This window comes from Mycobacterium sp. IDUB_17, assembly GCF_055419465.1.
The window spans coordinates 1,474,631-1,491,941 of the sequence record NZ_JBVAXS010000001.1; the positions used below are offsets into that span (position 1 = coordinate 1,474,631).

At 67.5% G+C, this 17,311-nt stretch carries 19 protein-coding genes and 1 rRNA gene; 3 read left to right on the plus strand and 17 right to left on the minus strand.

The window, feature by feature from the left end:
• Position 1: 1 nt before the first annotated feature.
• Genes scpB through ACZYZ7_RS07090 form a run of 3 tightly spaced genes read right to left on the minus strand, consistent with a single transcriptional unit; the run spans position 2 to position 2,498 of the window.
• Positions 2-739: an SMC-Scp complex subunit ScpB gene (gene scpB / locus ACZYZ7_RS07080; RefSeq protein ID WP_135455294.1), complete on the minus strand. Its 738-nt coding sequence runs from the start codon at positions 737-739 to the stop codon at positions 2-4.
• An 8-nt stretch (positions 740-747) separates the two neighbouring features.
• Positions 748-1,617: a segregation/condensation protein A gene (locus ACZYZ7_RS07085; protein WP_450071740.1), complete on the minus strand. Its 870-nt coding sequence runs from the start codon at positions 1,615-1,617 to the stop codon at positions 748-750.
• Positions 1,614-2,498: a ParA family protein gene (locus ACZYZ7_RS07090; protein ID WP_450071741.1), complete on the minus strand. Its 885-nt coding sequence runs from the start codon at positions 2,496-2,498 to the stop codon at positions 1,614-1,616. The genes ACZYZ7_RS07085 and ACZYZ7_RS07090 overlap by 4 nt, the downstream gene beginning before the upstream one ends.
• Before the next feature lie 118 nt (positions 2,499-2,616).
• On the opposite strand from ACZYZ7_RS07090, the gene ACZYZ7_RS07095 reads away from it, so the two are divergent.
• The gene (locus tag ACZYZ7_RS07095; RefSeq protein WP_450071742.1) at positions 2,617-3,369 is read left to right on the plus strand and encodes an O-methyltransferase; all 753 of its coding nucleotides are present in this window, start codon (positions 2,617-2,619) and stop codon (positions 3,367-3,369) included.
• Here the strand turns inward: ACZYZ7_RS07095 and xerD are convergent.
• From xerD to ACZYZ7_RS07125, 6 genes are all read right to left on the minus strand, one after another.
• Positions 3,366-4,304, minus strand: a complete 939-nt coding sequence (gene xerD, locus ACZYZ7_RS07100; RefSeq protein WP_450071760.1) for a site-specific tyrosine recombinase XerD — start codon at positions 4,302-4,304, stop codon at positions 3,366-3,368. The two genes, ACZYZ7_RS07095 and xerD, sit on opposite strands and share 4 nt — an antisense overlap.
• Before the next feature lie 17 nt (positions 4,305-4,321).
• A complete protein-coding gene (locus ACZYZ7_RS07105) occupies positions 4,322-4,942 on the minus strand; it encodes an NUDIX domain-containing protein (RefSeq protein ID WP_450071743.1) in 621 nt (206 codons plus the stop codon).
• Positions 4,935-6,719, minus strand: coding sequence for a CTP synthase (locus tag ACZYZ7_RS07110; protein WP_450071744.1), 1,785 nt, complete (start codon positions 6,717-6,719; stop codon positions 4,935-4,937). The genes ACZYZ7_RS07105 and ACZYZ7_RS07110 overlap by 8 nt, the downstream gene beginning before the upstream one ends.
• A 136-nt stretch (positions 6,720-6,855) precedes the next feature.
• The gene (locus tag ACZYZ7_RS07115; RefSeq protein WP_450071745.1) at positions 6,856-7,797 is read right to left on the minus strand and encodes a copper transporter; all 942 of its coding nucleotides are present in this window, start codon (positions 7,795-7,797) and stop codon (positions 6,856-6,858) included.
• Between the two features lie 15 nt (positions 7,798-7,812).
• Positions 7,813-8,997, minus strand: coding sequence for a putative cytokinetic ring protein SteA (steA, locus tag ACZYZ7_RS07120; protein WP_135455309.1), 1,185 nt, complete (start codon positions 8,995-8,997; stop codon positions 7,813-7,815).
• Positions 8,998-9,097: 100 nt separating this feature from the next.
• Complete coding sequence (locus tag ACZYZ7_RS07125; RefSeq protein WP_450071746.1) at positions 9,098-9,619, minus strand: CGNR zinc finger domain-containing protein; 522 nt, start codon at positions 9,617-9,619, stop codon at positions 9,098-9,100.
• Between the two features lie 143 nt (positions 9,620-9,762).
• On the opposite strand from ACZYZ7_RS07125, the gene ACZYZ7_RS07130 reads away from it, so the two are divergent.
• Both ACZYZ7_RS07130 and ACZYZ7_RS07135 read left to right on the plus strand, forming a co-directional pair.
• Positions 9,763-10,224, plus strand: coding sequence for a VOC family protein (locus ACZYZ7_RS07130; RefSeq protein WP_450071747.1), 462 nt, complete (start codon positions 9,763-9,765; stop codon positions 10,222-10,224).
• A 51-nt stretch (positions 10,225-10,275) separates the two neighbouring features.
• Positions 10,276-11,142: a pyridoxamine 5'-phosphate oxidase family protein gene (locus ACZYZ7_RS07135; RefSeq protein WP_463740569.1), complete on the plus strand. Its 867-nt coding sequence runs from the start codon at positions 10,276-10,278 to the stop codon at positions 11,140-11,142.
• Here the strand turns inward: ACZYZ7_RS07135 and ACZYZ7_RS07140 are convergent.
• From ACZYZ7_RS07140 to rrf, 8 genes are all read right to left on the minus strand, one after another.
• Positions 11,139-11,348: a DUF4287 domain-containing protein gene (locus ACZYZ7_RS07140; protein WP_135455315.1), complete on the minus strand. Its 210-nt coding sequence runs from the start codon at positions 11,346-11,348 to the stop codon at positions 11,139-11,141. The two genes, ACZYZ7_RS07135 and ACZYZ7_RS07140, sit on opposite strands and share 4 nt — an antisense overlap.
• A gap of 80 nt (positions 11,349-11,428) precedes the next feature.
• Entirely contained in the window at positions 11,429-13,192 is a 1,764-nt protein-coding gene (gene recN, locus ACZYZ7_RS07145) for a DNA repair protein RecN (protein WP_450071748.1), read from the minus strand.
• Between the two features lie 6 nt (positions 13,193-13,198).
• Positions 13,199-14,122 (minus strand): NAD kinase, encoded by a 924-nt coding sequence (locus ACZYZ7_RS07150; protein ID WP_075923076.1) that lies wholly within the window; start codon positions 14,120-14,122, stop codon positions 13,199-13,201.
• Positions 14,119-14,928 (minus strand): TlyA family RNA methyltransferase, encoded by an 810-nt coding sequence (locus ACZYZ7_RS07155; RefSeq protein WP_450071749.1) that lies wholly within the window; start codon positions 14,926-14,928, stop codon positions 14,119-14,121. Before ACZYZ7_RS07155 ends, ACZYZ7_RS07150 begins: the two co-directional genes overlap by 4 nt.
• A gap of 6 nt (positions 14,929-14,934) precedes the next feature.
• A complete protein-coding gene (locus ACZYZ7_RS07160) occupies positions 14,935-15,141 on the minus strand; it encodes a hypothetical protein (protein WP_135455321.1) in 207 nt (68 codons plus the stop codon).
• 13 nt (positions 15,142-15,154) lie between these two features.
• Positions 15,155-16,171: an HAD-IIA family hydrolase gene (locus tag ACZYZ7_RS07165; RefSeq protein ID WP_450071750.1), complete on the minus strand. Its 1,017-nt coding sequence runs from the start codon at positions 16,169-16,171 to the stop codon at positions 15,155-15,157.
• Position 16,172: 1 nt separating this feature from the next.
• Positions 16,173-17,024, minus strand: coding sequence for a tetratricopeptide repeat protein (locus ACZYZ7_RS07170; protein WP_450071751.1), 852 nt, complete (start codon positions 17,022-17,024; stop codon positions 16,173-16,175).
• 180 nt (positions 17,025-17,204) lie between these two features.
• Positions 17,205-17,311: ribosomal RNA gene (gene rrf, locus ACZYZ7_RS07175) — 5S ribosomal RNA — on the minus strand; the annotation flags it as partial.

Below are 17,311 nucleotides of genomic sequence, written 5' to 3' on the forward strand. Positions count from 1 at the left end.
GTCAGTCCTTGTCCACGTCGAAGCCCAGCGGCTGATTGCTGCCGGATGAGCCCCCGTTGAGTTTGGCGAAACGCGGCTCGTCACCGAGTGATTCGCTCAGGTCGTCGATCACATCGACGTCGGGCAGCAGAGGCGCGAGGTCCGGCAGATCGGACAGCGAGGACAACCCCAGCCGTTCCAGGAACAGCTCGGTGGTGGCGAACGCCGCCGCGCCGGAGTCTGGGTCGGTGCCCGCCTCGGTGATCAGGCCGCGGGCCACCAGTGTCCGTATCACCGCGTCCACGTTGACGCCGCGCACCGCACTCACCCGCGCCCGGGTCACCGGTTGGCGATAGGCCACCACGGCCAGAGTCTCCAGTGCGGCCCGGGTCAGCTTCGACCTGGCACCGTCGAGCAGCAGACGTTCGACGTACGGGGCGTAGCGTGCCCGGGTGTACATCCGCCACCCCCCTGCGGCCTCGCGCAGGTCGATGCCGCTGTCCCGGGCGGCGAAGTCATCGGCCATCAGACGCAGCTTGGCCATCACCCGGTAGGCGGGCTGTTCGGTCGCCGAGGCCAGCGCATCGACCGTCACCGGCGTGTCCACTACCAGCAACAACGCTTCGAGCACGGCACCCAGTTCACCGTCCTCAAGCTCGGGAACCGTCGCCACATCGATGCCCAGATCATCTCCGACCGGGATCGCATCACCCGGGGCATCTTCGGACTGCACTCCGGAATCGGAGATCTCGTCAGTCATTGTTCTCGCTATTCTTCCGCATCAGCGGTTGCCAGATGTTCGCTGGTCGGCCGATCTCCGGTCCACGAAACCTGGAGCACTCCAAGCGGTTCTGGTTGCTCGAATGCTACCGCCCTGGCCCGGAACAGTTCGAGCAGCGCCAGGAAGCGGCCGACGATCTGGATTCCGTCCGTGCACTCTGCCACGAGTTCGGAGAAAGTTGCCCATTCGCCGATCCCCCGCTGTTCGAGCAGGGCGATGATCCGGTGGGCCTGTTCGGGCACCGACACCTTGGGCGCGTGAATGTGGTCGATGCCGACCGTCGGCACCGGACGCGGGGTGAGGGCAGCGGCCGCGATCTCGGCGAACTTCGGCGCGTCGACACCGAGCATCACCTCGGGCAGCAGGTCGGAGAACCGGTCCTCCAGCGACACTGCGCGCGGGTAGCTGCGCAGCGCCGCGGCCTCGAGTTCGGCGAACATCAACGCGACGTGTTTGAACGCGCGGTACTGCAGCAGCCGGGCGAACAAGAGGTCGCGGACCTCGAGGAGGGCGAGATCCTCCTCGTCGTGAACCTCACCAGAGGGCAGCAGCCGGGCGGCCTTCAGATCCAGCAACGTGGCTGCGATCACCAGGAACGTCGTGGTCTCGTCCAGTTCGAGACGGGCCCCGATCTCCTTGGTGTAGGCGATGAAATCATCGGTGACCTGGTGCAACGCCACCTCGGTGACGTCGAGGCGGTGCGCGAAGATCAGCTGCAACAGCAGGTCGAACGGCCCCTCGAAGTTGGTGAGCCGAACCTGGAAGCGGTTCTGCTGATCACCGGCAGTCGGCTCATCCCCGGCCGCGGGATCCGCTTCGGCACCATCGGTAGTCGGGGTGTTCAGGACATCGTTCACGCGCCGAACCGGTCGATGACTTCGCGTGCCAGCGATCGGTAGGCCAACGCGCCGCCCGATTTCGGCGCCCACGTGGTGATGGGCTCGCCGGCCACACTGGTCTCCGGGAACCGCACGGTCCGGGTGATCACGGTGTCGAACACCAGATCGCCGAACCGCTCCACGACGCGGGCCATGACCTCACGCGCGTTGACCGTGCGCGGGTCGTAACGCGTCACCAGGATGCCGCTGATCGACAATTTCGGGTTGAGCCGGTCGTGCACCTTGGCCACGGTGTCGGTCAGCAGGGCCAGCCCGCGCAGCGAGAAATACTCGCATTCAGTGGGGATAATCACACCATCGGCACAGGCCAGACCGTTGACCGTGAGCAGGCCCAGCGACGGCTGGCAGTCGATCAGCACGTAGTCGTAGCGATCGAGGATCGGGTACAGGGCCCGGGCCAGTGACTGCTCCCGGCCCACCTCGTTGACCAGCTGGATCTCGGCGGCCGACAGGTCGATGTTGCTGGGCACCAGGTCCATGCCGCTGACCCGGGTCTTGATCACGACGTCGTCGATCGACACCCGAGGTTCGATCAGCAGGTTGTGCACCGTGTGCTCGAGTTCGTAGTGCGGGACCCCGAGGCCCGCCGACAGCGCGCCCTGCGGGTCCAGGTCGACCAGCAGGACCCGGCGGCCGTACTCGGCCAGGCTGGCGCCCAGATTGATGGTCGAAGTGGTCTTGCCAACCCCGCCCTTCTGATTGCACATCGCGATGACCTTGGCCGGGCCGTGCGTAGAACGGGGCCGCGGTTCGGGAATGTCGCGCGGTGGCCGCCCGGTCAGCCCGAGTTCGGGTGAGCTGTGCTCGAACAGTCCGTCGTGCCCGCCGTCGTCGTTCATGCCTGACCGCCACCGGTCAGGCATCCCGCAGTCTTGGCGCACATCCCGGCAAGTTTAACGTCGCTGCGCAGCCAGGACGGGCAGACCCGCGGGCAATCTGGCGCATATGGTGTGCGTCATGAGTCTCAAACAGCGGCTACCGCTGTTGCGGTGGTCGTTCATCCGGATGGGAATCGGCGCCAGACACTTCGCGCGCACCGGGCAGTGGGGCGATGGCCGGGAGGCCGCCGCCGCCGATTACGTCGTGGCCAACGCCCGCGCGGGCGACCTCGACGACGTCATCGCCACCATCGACAAGTTCGCCTACGAGAAGTCATTTCTGATCAACGTGGGCGACGAGAAGGGGGCGCTGCTCGACGCCGCGGTGATCCGGGCCAATCCCCGGCTGGCCCTGGAGTTGGGCACGTATTGCGGATACGGGGCGATGCGCATCGCCCGCGCCGCCCCGGTGGCCCGGGTGTTCTCGGTCGAGTTCTCCGCCACCAACGCCGACATCGCGCGGCGCATCTGGGCCCACGCGGGAGTGGCTGACCGGATCACCTGCGTGGTCGGGACCATCGGCGACGGCGGACGCACGCTCGATGCGCTGGCGGCCGATGGGTTCGACACCGGCGGGCTGGATTTCGTGTTTCTCGATCACGACAAGAACGCCTACCTGACCGATCTGCAGAGCCTGCTGGATCGCGGCTGGCTGCACCGGGGCTCGATCGTGGTCGCCGACAACGTGAAGCTACCGGGAGCACCGAAGTACCTGGCTTACATGCAGGAGCAGCAGGGTTCACTCTGGGATACGAAACATCACAAGACGCATGCCGAGTACCAGACCCTGCTGCCCGATCTGGTGCTCGAGTCGGAGTACCGGGGCGGTTAACGCGCTCGGGGGTGCGCACCCGCCCAGACCTCGCGCAGCGTGTGCACGGTGACCATGGTGTAGATCTGCGTGGTGGTCACCGAGGCGTGGCCGAGCAGTTCCTGCACGACGCGCACGTCGGCGCCGCCGTCGAGCAAGTGGGTCGCGAACGAGTGCCGCAACGTGTGCGGCGAGACTGCCGACGTGATCCCGGCCCGCTCGGCCGCATCCTGCAACACCTGCCAGGCGCTCTGCCGCGACAGCCGCCCACCGCGGGCGTTGAGGAAGATCCCCGGGGTGCCGCGGCCCCGCCGGGCCAGATCCGGACGCCCCCGCACCAGGTAGGCGTCGAGTGCGCTGACGGCGGGCCGGCCGATGGGCACGAGCCGTTGTTTGCCGCCCTTGCCGCGCAGCAGCACCGAGCGCGCGTGGGTGTCGATGTCGTCGACGTCGAGTCCCACGGCCTCCGAGATTCGCGCCCCGGTGGAGTACAGCAACTCCAGCAGCGCCCGGTTGCGTAGCGTCAGCGGACCGTCGGCCTCGCTGTCCCCGCCGGCGGCCTCGAGCAACGCGAGGACCTCGTCGAGGGTGAGACTCTTGGGCAGCCGCCGGCTGGGCGTGGGTGGTTTCACCCCGCGGGCGACATCGAGTTCGGTCATGCCCTCGGCTGTGGCGAACCGGTGCAGCCCGCGGACCGCGACCACCGCCCTGGCCGCCGAAACCGCCGACAGCGCAGCCACTCCCGCGTCGGGGTCCCCGCGGCGCAGAGCGATCAGGAAGTCGCTGACATCGGCCTCGGTCACCTTGGCCAGATCGGCGATTCCACGTTGGGTCAGGTGTTCGGCGTAGCGGCGCAGGTCCCGCCGGTACGAACTCAAGGTGTTGGCCGCCACGCCCCGCTCGATCGTCAAGTGATCGAGGTAGCCCTGAACCTGGCTGTCCAGCACGGTCTTCAGGGGCGGTGGCGGAGTCCTCATAACAGGCCTTTTCGCCGCCTGAACGCTGTCGGCTGGTCGATCCACTCCGCCTCGACCGGCCGTAGGGCCTCCGCACCGGTCATCGCGTGCGCCGCCAGAATGCCTGCCACCGCGATACCGTTCACGATCTCGCCGGAGAACACCTGCCGCACGGCTTCTTTCAGCGGCACCCGCTCGACCGCCATGTCGGCTTCCTCGTGCTCGGCCTCGGGACGTCCGATGTCGGACAGCCCGGTGGCCAGAAAGATCCGCACGCTCTCGTCGGAGAACCCGGGCGTCGAATCGAGATCCACGAGCACCCGCCACTGCTCGGCGGCCAGGCCGACCTCTTCGGCGAGTTCGCGGGCCGCGGTCACCTCGGGTCGTTCCCCGCCGAGGTCGAGCAGGCCGGCGGGCAGTTCCCAGAGCCGACGGCCCAGCGGATGGCGGTACTGGTACACCAGTACCACGTTGCCGTCCTCGTCGAGGGCCACCACGGCCACCGCACCGTAGTGCTCTACAACCTCGCGCCGGGCCGAACCACCGCCCGGCATGCTGACCTCGTCCGCGCGCAGCGCGAAAATGCTTCCGACATAAACGGTTTCACTGGACAGAGTCTCGAACTCGTGTTCAGCCAAGTGAAGCGGCTTCGGTGTCGTCGACAGGGCTTTCGCCGGCCACCACTTCCCCGGACTCCCCGGCCTCCTCGGCGAAGGTTTCGGGAAGGTCCATGCCGGGCAACCGCTCCTCGGCCTTGTAGTTCAGCGCCGCGCCGATGAACGCCGCGAACAGCGGATGCGGCCGCGTCGGCCGGCTCTTGAGCTCGGGATGCGCCTGGGTCCCGACCAGGAACGGATGGATCTTCGAGTCGTACTCCACGAACTCCACCAGATGCCCGTCGGGTGAGGTGCCGCTGAAGCGCAGCCCGCTCTCGGCGATCCGGTCGCGGTAGGCGTTGTTCACCTCATAGCGGTGCCGGTGACGCTCGGACACCTCGGTGGCCTGGTATGCCTCCGCCACAATCGATCCCGCTTCCAGCACGGCCGGATACGCACCCAGCCGCATGGTGCCGCCCAGGTCAGCCTCGCCGGCAACGGCGTCCTTCTGATCGGCCATCGTGGAAATCACCGGATCCGGTGTCTTCGGATCGAACTCGGCCGAGTTGGCCCCGGCGATACCGACAGTCCGGGCCGCCTCGATCACGATGCACTGCAATCCCAGACACAAACCCAGGACCGGCAGGCCGCGCTTGCGGGCGAAGGAGATGGCACCGAGCTTGCCCTCGATGCCGCGGATGCCGAACCCGCCGGGAATGAGCACGCCGTCGACATCGGACAGAGCGGCCACCGCACCGGCATCGGTCTCGCAGTCATCGGAGGCCACCCACCGGATCTCCACCTTGGCGCGGTGTTTGAAGCCGCCGGCACGCAGCGCCTCGGCCACCGACAGGTAGGCATCCGAGAGGTCGATGTACTTGCCCACCAGGGCAATTCGGACCGTCTCCTGCGGCTCGTGAACCCGCCGGAGCAGATCGTCCCACTCCGACCAGTCCACATCGCGGAACGGCAGGTTCAGCCGGCGCACCACGTACGCGTCGAGTTCCTCACGGTGCAGCACCTTGGGGATGTCGTAGATGGAAGGCGCGTCCGGAGTGGAGATCACACCGTCGATGTCGACGTCGCACATGAGCGCGATCTTGTTCTTGAGCGGTTCGGGGACGTCACGATCACACCGCAGGATCAGGGCATCTGGGGTGATGCCGATGCTGCGCAGCGCGGCCACCGAGTGCTGGGTCGGCTTGGTCTTCAGCTCACCGGACGGGGCCAGGTAGGGCACCAGCGACACGTGCAGGAAGAAGCAGTTGTCCCGGCCGACTTCATGGCGCACCTGACGGGCGGCCTCCAGGAACGGCAACGACTCGATATCGCCCACCGTGCCGCCGATTTCGGTGATCACCACGTCGGGGCGCTGTCCGGACGAATCAGGCTCGGCCATGGCCAGGATCCGGCTCTTGATCTCGTCTGTGATGTGGGGAATCACCTGCACGGTGTCGCCCAGGTACTCGCCGCGGCGTTCCTTGGCGATGACTGTGGAGTACACCTGACCGGTCGTCACGTTGGCCGACTGGGAGAGGTTGCGATCCAGGAACCGCTCGTAATGGCCGACGTCGAGGTCGGTCTCGGCGCCGTCCTCGGTGACGAATACCTCACCGTGCTGGAACGGGTTCATGGTGCCCGGATCGACATTCAGGTAGGGGTCGAGTTTCTGCATGGTTACCTGCAGCCCCCGCGCGGTGAGCAGCTGACCAAGGCTCGAGGCGGTCAAGCCCTTACCGAGTGAAGATGCCACACCACCGGTCACGAAGAGGTGTTTGGTGGCAGTGTTCGGGTGCTTGCGTAAGGCGGGCAAAAGCATCCTCCGTGACGACTGGCAGGGGATCTCGAAACTAGCTGTGGCCTGCCGACCCACGGAATCTCACCTTAACACCGACGCCGACAAGCCGCCGCTGGCGCGCCGCGTATGTGAGGGGCAGTTGGATGGTCGCGGCTCGCTACTGCGGCACGGTCACCGACGTCGCGCCCTGCCCGGTTCCGTATTTGCCCGGCTTGCCACCGCCGACAAGGTCGCCGAGTGCCAGCACGGCGGTGATCTGCCCGGCGCTGGAATCGGCGTCGTCCACCGTGCTGACCATGCCGGTCAGGCCGGCATCTGACCTGGTCACGGCCACTGGACCGGTTCCGGAAGCTGACCCCGAGCGTCCCGCGAGCACCGTCCCGGTGCCGTGCGGTGCCAACCCGGCGGCGAACCGGGCCATGGTTGCGCCCCGGTTTCCGCCATCCTCGCCGAGTCCACCTCCGGTCACGATCAGCGCCGTGTTGGCCGCACCGATGTGCGGATCGTCATAGGTCAGGAACCCGGTGTCGCGCAGCGCGGCGAGCACAGTTTGGCGCTGGGTGTCGTCCACGGGCGCCGCTGCCGGGTTCTTGTCGATCAGCAACGTGATGCCCAGTAGGTCGCCGGCTTGCGAGCCCTGATCCACCGCTGCGGTGCTCAGCTGTCTACCGGCCGGCACGATCGGTGAATTGACCACCGAGAGCAGTTTGTCGGCCGAATTCGCGTCGACGAATTCCTGGGTGAGGGCGACCTTGCCGGTCACCGTGCCACCCGCGTCGCGCACGAACCGCGAGACGGCGTCGACATCGCCATCGACGGCATCCGGCGTGCGGAACACCACCACCGACTTGTCCCTCAAGGCGTCACGCACCATCCGCGGCGCCATCTGCGCGTCGAATTCACCTGCGGCATTCAGTTTTTCGTTCAGCGCGTTCTTGCCGTCGGTGAGGGTGTCGATCTGGTGCTGCAGTTCCTTCTTGTCGTCACGAAGACCCGACAGCACGGTGTTCGACAGCAGCCCCGAACCCAGGGCCACCCCGATGGCCAACGCCAGGAACACGGCGGCCAATGAAATCGCATGCGCACGTAGTGTGATCACAGCTCACCGACCCGTTCAGCTGACGAGACTCTGTACCCAGAGCGTGAAACGGTTCCAGTAGTCGACAACCCAGTCGAGCACGGCACCGTCGGCCCTGGACACCCACAGCGCGACGACCACCGCCACCAGCATCGCCATCACCAGCAGCGCGATCGCCCCGCCGGACACCCGGCTGCGGTACAGGGTCGCCACCGCCTTGGCGTCGACGAGCTTCTCCCCGACCTTCAGCCGGGTCAGGAACGTGGACGGGTTGCTGCGCTGGCGCGAACGGTCGAAAAACTCCTCGATCGAGGCCGTGTGGCCGGCCGTGACGATCAGCGACGCCCCGTGGTGGTCGCACAGCAGCAGCGCCAGGTCCGCCGCCGATCCGGCGGCCGGGAACGTCATCGCGCCGACCCCGAGGTCCTGGATGCGCTCCAGACCCGCGGCGTGCCCGTCGGCGTCGGCAGGCAGCACCACCTGGGCGCCGCACCGCAGCACCTCGACGCTCATCTTGTCCGGGTCACCGACGATCAGCGCGGGTCGGTACCCGGCCTTGCGCAGCACGTCCGCGCCGGCCCCGACGCCGACCAGCACCGGCTGATACTCCTTGATGAACGGTTTGAGTGCCTTGAGGTCCTCGGCGGCGTCGGGCTCCTCGGCAACGATCACCACGTGCCTGCGGTGCAGGTCCACGTCGACGTTCGGGATTCCGATGCCGTCGATGAGCAGCGGGCTCTCGCTGCGGATGAATTCGATGGTGTTGCCCGCGAAGGCTTCCAGATGCGCCACCAGGCCGCTCTTGGCGTCGTGCATCAACTCGTGGATCTCTTGATCGTTGCGCTCGGTGCCCACCGCGATGCGCCGGTCACCGGAGTAGACGCCGCCGTTGTTCAGGCGGATCCGCGCCCCGTCCTTGATCTTCTTGAAGACATCCGGCCCGGCCTCGTCGATGAGCACCACGCCGTTGGCGACGAGCACCTCCGGCCCCAGGTTCGGGTAGCGCCCCGAGATGGACGGGGAGGCGTTGACGACACCGGCGATCTGGGCCTCGACCAGCGCATCGGCCGTGATCCGGTCCAGGTCCTGGGCGTCGAGGACGACGATGTCACCAGGGCCGACACGCCGCAGCAGCCGGTCGATATCGCGGTCCACTCGAGCAGTGCCTGTCACTCCCGGACGCGTACTGGCATTGCGGGTGAGCAGCGTGGACATCTTCATGCGCCGATTCTGTCGGGCATCGCCAGCCAGGCGGCGGAGGCGCGCCGTAACACCAGCCCCACAAGTTGGCTTTCGTCACATCCGTAACAGCAGTCCGGTCTCAATCCCGCTTCGCCGCGTAATGCCGCGCAGCCTTGGCGCGGTTGCCACAGGTGGCCATCGAGTGCCAGCGCCGGGCCCCGTTTTTCGAGGTGTCGTGGAACCACAGGATGCAGTGCGGATGTGCGCACTGCTTGATCCGGTCGGGCGCCTCCCCCAGCAACCGCAGTAGATCATCCGCCGCCAGCCATCCGGCGAGCCATTCCGGCTGCGCGACCTCGGCCGTCTCTCCGGGACCCGACGGCGTGAGCGTGCGCCGGATCCGACCCCGTTCCAGCACCTCGTTCACCTCATCGATGGACCCCGCCTGCAGGGCCTGAAGTATCGCCTCGCGGGCCGAGACCAGCGCGATCCGCGCCTTCTCATCCACCCCGCAGCGATCCTCCAGGCTGTTGGCCAGCAACCAGCACCTCAGCCCTTCGACATCCGCGAGAAGGTCCCGTGGGCCATCCGCCGACATCCACCTGGTGTTCAGGAGATCCAGCGCAAGAGGTTCGCCGACATGTGGGCGCGGATCACGCATACCTGAGGGTAACCACGCGCCACCGACGCCACGGGCCACCCGCCGGACTAACCACCGAACTCCAATTAGATGGTTGACGACTTCCGCATCATCGTTCTAACCTGTTTAAGCAACAACATTGGTTAGCCATTCAGGAGGACTGCATGACCGGGACCACCACGCCCCAGCTCGCCACCGGACACGTCGGCATCAACGTCACCGACCTGGACCGCTCCGTCGCCTTCTACCGGAACGCGCTGGGATTCGAGCCGCTGGCCGTCAACGGCGAAGGCGACCACCGGTACGCCTTTCTCGGCACGGGCGGGACACTACGGCTGACCCTCTGGCAGCAGAGCAATGGCCGGTTCTCCGCGGAAACGCCGGGCCTGCATCATCTTTCGTTCGAGGCAGCCAGTATCGACGAGGTGCGGACCGTCGAGGCCGCACTGAAGGCGCTGGGCACGGAGTTCGCACACGACGGCGTCGTCGCGCACGGCGAGGGGTCCGCCTCCGGCGGCATCTTCTTCACCGACCCGGACGGAACCCGGCTCGAGGTGTACGCACCGAACGGGGCGCAGACCGCTCCCGCGCCAACCGGCGCGGCCCCCACCTGCGGATTCTTCTGAGTCGGGCAGGTGACCGTGTATCACTCGGGTGAGTTGGCGGTGCAGCGGCGGATGGGACAGGAGACCATCGCCGCCCGCGTCGGCCGGATGATCCGCACCGAGGTTCCCGCGGCCGCCGCCGCATTCCTCGCCGAACAACCGATGATCGTGATCGCCGCGGCCGACGACAGACGCCGGGTGTGGACCAGCTTGATCGCTGGTCCACCCGGCTTCGTCCACGCCGACGATCCGCGCACAATCACGATCGAGGCGCTGCCCGTGCCGGGCGATCCGCTCCACGATGTGCTGCGCAACGACCAGCAGATCGGGATGCTCGCCATCGAGCCGCAGACCCGGCGCCGCATGCGGGTGAACGGCTCCGCCGAGCCGTTCGCGACCGGCCTGCGGATCCACACCGACCAGGTGTATTCGAACTGCCCGAAGTACATCTCGCGCAGAGACATCGCCGAGGTGCGGTCCGCGATGGAGCCGCCCGAGTTGCACCGTGGCGAGTCACTGACTGATCGGCAGCAAGAGCTCATCGCCACCGCCGACGCCTTCTTCATCGGTTCGGCGGATGCGGTGGGCAGTGCCGACGCGTCCCACCGGGGCGGCAATCCAGGCTTCCTGCAGGTGCTCTCACCGCAGCGGCTGCGCTGGCCGGACTATCGCGGGAACTCGATGTTCATGACGCTGGGCAACATCGACGCCAATTCGCGGTGCGGGCTGCTGGTGGTCGACTGGTCGTCCGGATCGACGATCCAGCTCACCGGGACTGCCGAAATCAACTGGGACGAAGCCGATTCCAGTGCGGGCGCACAGTGCGCGGTCGACTTCATGATCGACGAGGTGGTGGAGCTGACACGCGTCAGCCCACTGCGGTGGAGCTCCGCCGAGTTGTCGCCGGCCAACCCGGGCCTGCCCGCCGAACAGAGCTAGGCGCGCCCCTCGGCGAGGGTATGGGCGACCAACGCGTTGGCGTGCCCGTGGCCCATCCCGTGCTCGGATTTGAGCCAACCGACCAACTCCATGTGCTTGGCCAACGGCGACGAGCGAATCAGCTCCTGCCACTCAGCGATCGGCCGCCCGTACTTCTTCTCGATCGACGGGAAGTAGCTCGCCGGCCCCTTCACTGATTCCGCCATGGATGCTCCTTCGGTAGTGATTGCAGGTCTCTGCGTACCGACTGCGAACCTGGCGCGAACTCATCGCAATGCGCGCCGGCCTACGGCGTACTGCGCTCCTGCTGCGCGGCCTCGAGCAGCTCCCTGGCGTGGGCCCGGCCGCTGTCGGACTCCCCCAATCCGGCCAGCATCCGGGCCAACTCGGCGACCCGGTCCTCGTCATCGATGCGGCGCACGCCGCTGGACTTGGCCCGGCCATTGCCGCTGTCGACCACGAGATGCGCGTCGGCGAACGCCGCGACCTGAGGCAGGTGGGTCACCACGATGACCTGGTGGGTGCGCGCCAGCCGGGCCAGACGGCGGCCGATCTGCACTGCGGCGCGGCCGCCGACCCCGGCGTCGACCTCGTCGAACACCATGGTGGTACCCGCGGTCGACGCCGACAGCACCACCTCGAGGGCCAGCATCACGCGGGAAAGCTCACCGCCGGAGGCACTCTTGGCCAGCGGCAGCACGTCCGCGCCACGGTGCGCGGTGAACCCGAACTCGACCGCGTCCACGCCGTCATGACCGGCGTGCACCATCTCGCCGTCGGGCATGGTCACCGGCGCGGAATCGTCGGCTCGCGCCGGCATCGGGGCGACACCGATGGTGAACACCGCGTTCGCCATGGCCAGCCCGGCCAGTTCCGCAGTCACCGCCTTGGCCAGCCCCTTGGCGGCCTTGGACCGGGCTTTGGTGAGTTCGCCTGCCGCTGCGACCAGTTGAGCCTCCAGCTCGGAGACCTTGCCGTCCAGGGCGGCCAAACTCTCCTCGGACACGTCGAGCTGCGCCAGCCGTTCGGCGGCCTCGCGGGACCACTCCAGTACCCCGTCGACGTCGGCGGCATACTTGCGAGTGAGTGTCCGCAGCTCGGCCTGCCGCGCCAGCTTGGTCTCCAAAGTGCTGGCGTCGCTCGGCAATTCGGACAGATAGTCGCCGAGTTCGCCGGACACGTCCCCGATCACCGCCATCGCCTCGGCCAGGCGGACGGCCAATGCCTGCAGCGCCGAGTCGTCGGTGGACTCCAGCGCCGCCTGCGCGCGGCCCACACTGTCGGCGGCCGAGAAGGACTCCGGGGTGGGCTCGTCGAGCTCGCCGGCCAATGCGAAGCGGGCGGTCTGCGCGGCTTCACGCAGGGCGTCGAGTTCCGACAGCCGGCGGATGTCCGCGACGATCGCCTCGTCCTCACCGGGTTCCGGTGCGACCGCATCGATCTCGTGGATCCCGAAGCTGAGCCGGTCGGCTTCCTGGGCCAGTTCCCGGGCCCGCCGACGGCGGTCCGCCAGGTCACGGCGCGCCGTCAGCCACTCGTCGCGGATAGTCCGGTAGCGGGCGAGCGGCTTGTCGACGTCGGCGAACCGGTCCAGTGCCACCCGCTGCTCGTCGGGCCGCATCAACCGCAGCTGGTCGTTCTGGCCATGCAATGTCAGTACCTGGGCGGTGAAGCTGCTCAGCGATTTGGCCGGCACGCTGCGCCCGCCGAGATACGCGCGCGACGGCCCGGCCCGGCTGACCGAGCGGGCCGCGATGACGCTGCCGTCGTCGTCACGCTCGGCGCCGGAGGATTCCAGGATCTCCTCGACCCGTCCGGTCACGTCCTCACCGAGTTCGATTGTGCTGAAACGGCCTTCCACCACGGCACGGTCGGAACCCGAACGCACCCTCGTAGCGTCCGCCCGCGCCCCACCGAGCAGGTGCAGGCTGGTCACCACCATCGTCTTACCGGTACCGGTTTCACCGGTGAGTACCGTCAATCCGCGGTCGAACTCCGCGGTGGCAGCACTGATCGCGCCCAACGACTCGATACGAATCTCTGACAGCACAGGTATCTACTGTCCCCGCCATCCGGTGACCGGCAGCCGGAACTTACGCACCAACCGATCGGTGAACGGCGCCGAGTCCAACCGCACCCATTTCAGCGGCGTCCCGCAGCGGGTCACTTCGAGCCGGCCACCGGCCGGCACCACCATCTCGCGGCGCCCGTCGCAGAACACCAGGGCATCATTGCCGCTCGCCTCGATCTCGATCGCGATACTGGCCAACGGGCTGGTCACCATCGGGCGGGCGAACAGAGCGTGAGCGTTGTTGGGTACCACCAGAATCGCCTCCAGGTCCGGCCACAGCACCGGGCCGCCGGCCGAGAACGCATAGGCGGTGGATCCCGTCGGGGTCGACACCAGCACACCGTCGCAGCCGAACGACGAGACCGGGCGGCCGTCCACCTCCAACACCACGCCGAGCACCCCGAGCCGCGGTCCCTTCTCCAGGCTGGCCTCGTTCAGCGCCCACCCACGGTTGACCACATCCGTCCCGACTCGCACCACGATGTCGAGGGTCATCCGTTCCTCGATACGGTAATCGCGCTCGATGACGCGCTCGAGGACATGGTCGATGGCTTCGGCTTCGGCCTCGGCCAGGAATCCGATCCGGCCCAGATTGACTCCCAGCACCGGGATCTCGACATTGCGCGCGAGCTCGGCGGCCCGCAGGAACGTACCGTCCCCGCCGAGCACCAGTACCAGCTCGCAACCTTCGGCCGCGCGCTCGTCGGCGTCGACCACCTCGATATCCACGCCGAGGGCTCGCATGTCGTCCGGCGCCAGATGCAGCGGGCCGCGGTCAACGGCCTCCGCCGAGAGCACCTTCAGACCAATGCCGTTGTCGCCGAGCACCTTTTCCACCCGGCGGGCAACTTCGGTCGCCTCGTCTCGGCCAGTGTGCACCACCAGCAGAATCGTGCGTTCAGCCGTCATTGCGGCCCCTCCTCGACAGCCCGCCGCACTGCCTGCGCCAACGACTCGCCGTCCAGCGGACGGTCGCTCTGAGCACGCAGGTGCAGGAAGTACTCGACATTGCCCGATGGTCCGGGGAGCGGGCTGGCCGTCACATCGACAGCATGCCACTGCAATGCGGCCGCCTTGCGGGCGACCGTGCACACCGCGTCGATGCGCAACTCTGGATCGGACACCACGCCGCCCGCGCCCACGCGATCCTTGCCGACCTCGAACTGCGGTTTCACCATCGGAACGATATCGGCGTCGGCAGCTGCGCAGGCCGTCAGCGCGGGAAGAACGGTGGCCAGCGAGATGAACGACAGGTCGGCCACGATCAGCTGCACCGGCCCGCCGATCGCTTCGGGGGTCAGCTCCCGCACATTGGTGCGTTCGAGTACGTGTACCCGCTCGTCGGAGCGCAACGGCCAGGCCAGCTGGCCGTAACCGACGTCGGCGGCCACCACCTCGGCGGCGCCACGGTCGAGCAGGACCTCGGTGAAGCCCCCGGTCGAAGCACCTGCATCGAGGCAGCGCTTGCCCTCCACAGTGACGTCGAACGCGTCGAGCGCACCGATCAGTTTGTGCGCGCCCCGCGACACCCAGGTGCGTTCTTCGGAGGCGATAACGATGATGTTGGTGTCCGGCGCGACCGCGGTAGCCGGCTTGGCCGCGGGCATGCCGTCGATCCGCACCCGGCCGGCCTCGATCAGTTCAGCTGCCTGCTGGCGGGACCGGGCCAGACCCCGTCGCACCAGCTCGGCATCAACGCGAGCGCGCCGCGCCACCGGCGCTCACCTTCCGGTCGCCTGCGGTCCGCTCGGCTGCCCCCTGTCGACGGATTCCAGGGCCTGCACGAGCAGGTCGTGGGCCTGCTCGAGCCGGGCAGCCACCACGTCGATGTCCATGCCGTCGAGGGCGGACGGGTCCACCGCCGGATCCGGCACGTCTGCCAGCACTGCGGCAACCTGCGCACGCAGCTGGTCGGGATCGGTAGTCATAGCGACACTCACGCTAGTCGATCGGTGCCGACAGCAACGACCAACGTTGCAGCGCCCGTCGCGCTGTGTCGTCGCCGGCCGACACCGTGAACGCGGCCTGGTCCAGATCCGCACCCCACACCGCGTGTGCGGTGGCCCGCACCACCGACAGGTCGTCTACGGGTTCCTGCCCGGTGGCGTGCACCGTGACCGTGTTGGTGTCGATGTCGATCCGCCAGGCCGCGTTGGGCCCGATGCGCAACACGTCGGCGTCGGCGTGCAGTCCGCGCAGGTCAGCGGCGAGGTATCCGGGACGTTCGGCGGAAGCCGCGTGCACCGCCTCGCTCGCGGTGCTGACGCCGGTGAGCACCATGAGGCTCGGCAGCCCGGCCGCGACGGCACCGGCGATATCGGTATCGAGCCGATCTCCCACCACGAGCGGAGTCCCGAAGGTCCCGCGGCTCAATGCATCGTTCATCAGTGTCGGCTGAGGCTTACCGGCCACCAGCGGATCCTGCCCGGTCGCCACCCGCAATGCCGCCACCATCGAGCCGTTACCCGGCAGAAGCCCCCGTTCGGAAGGCAACGTCAGGTCCACATTCGCCGCCACCCACAACGCTCCGGAACGGATGGCCAGCGCCGCCTCGGCCAGATTCGGCCACGCGGTATCCGGCGAGTGACCCTGCACCACCGCGACCGGGCCCTCGTCGAACGTCCGAACTGGGCGCAGCCCGACATTGCTCACCTCACCGGCAAGCGCGTCCGTCCCGACGACGAGAACCGCAGAATTCGGCGGCACATGGGCGGCCAGCAGATGCGCAGCGCTCTGAGCGCTGGTCACCACGTCGCCAGACGCGGCCGCGAATCCGAGTTCACGCAAGTGCTCGGCAACCTGCTCGGGGGCACGTGACGCATTGTTGGTGACATAGAGCACCCGCGCGTCGAGGCCGGCCAGGCTCTCAATTGCACCTGCGGTCGGCTCGTGGCCTCGAAACACCGTGCCATCGAGATCGAGCAGCAGGCAATCATGTTGCCGCGCAAGCGTGGTCACGTCAGGAAAGCTCCGTGATCCGGTCTTCCGCGTCGGTGATGCCGTCGGTGTCGGCCTGCTCGGCATGGAGGAACCACTGCAGCGCTTCGTCGGTTCGTCCGAGCGCCAGGAGGGTGTCGGCGTACACGTAGAACAGCCGGGCTGCAGTCGGCCCCACACTGGTCGGGTCGAGCTGCGGCGTGGACAGGATCGCCAATGCCTGCTCGAACTGCCCGAGATCCGAGCGGGCGCCGGCAGTGACGATGCGCAACTCGTCGGCATCCTCACCGGTGAGGGCGGCTGCCTCGTCACTGCGGGCCAACTCCAATGCCCGCTCGGGCCGTCCCACACCGCGTTCGCAATCGGCGATCATCGGAAGCAAGGCCGATTTGCTGCCCATACGCCGAGCCGCGCGCAATTCGGCGAGAGCCTGTGCCCAGTCACCGCTGTGATAGGCCGCGATGCCAACAGCCTCACGCACAACCGCGATCCGGCCGGCCCGATTGCGGGCGGCACGGGCGTGGGCGAGCGCGGCATCAGGATCGTCATCGAGCAACTTGCCGGCCATCACCAGATGCCGGGCCACGAAATCAGCGGTGGTCTTGTCCAGCGTCACCAATTCCCGGCGCACATCGGGCGCCAGCTCCTTGGCCTCGACATCGGCCGGCAACTTCGGGCCGTCGTGTCTGGGATCGCCATCTTCGGTCGGCTGCGCCGCACGCGCCCGTCCCGGCCCGGAAGTCCGGGGCGCGCCGGAACGTTGATCCCGCCCACGCTGGTCGTAGTGCCGCCGAGGACCCGAGTTGTTCGATGTGCGGTCGTTGGATGCACGCCGCGGGCGCCGCTCTGCGTCGCCTTGTCTGTCTCCGACCACGTGTGCCTTTCTACCCGCCCTTCCCGCAAAGGATACTGGTAGCAGCCACGGCCGACATAATCATGTGAGCCTCGACGCAGCGAATATCCCCCTGAATATCGACTGAAAATCGACAATGGGAATTGATTGTTAAAAGCGAATCGCCCCCCACTAAAAAGTGGGGGGCGATTCTTAATTTGTGTTCGGCGGTGTCCTACTTTTCCACCCGAAAGGGTAGTATCATCGGCGCTGGCAGGCTTAGCTTCCGGGTTCGGGATGGGACCGGGCGTTTCCCTGCCGCTATGGAC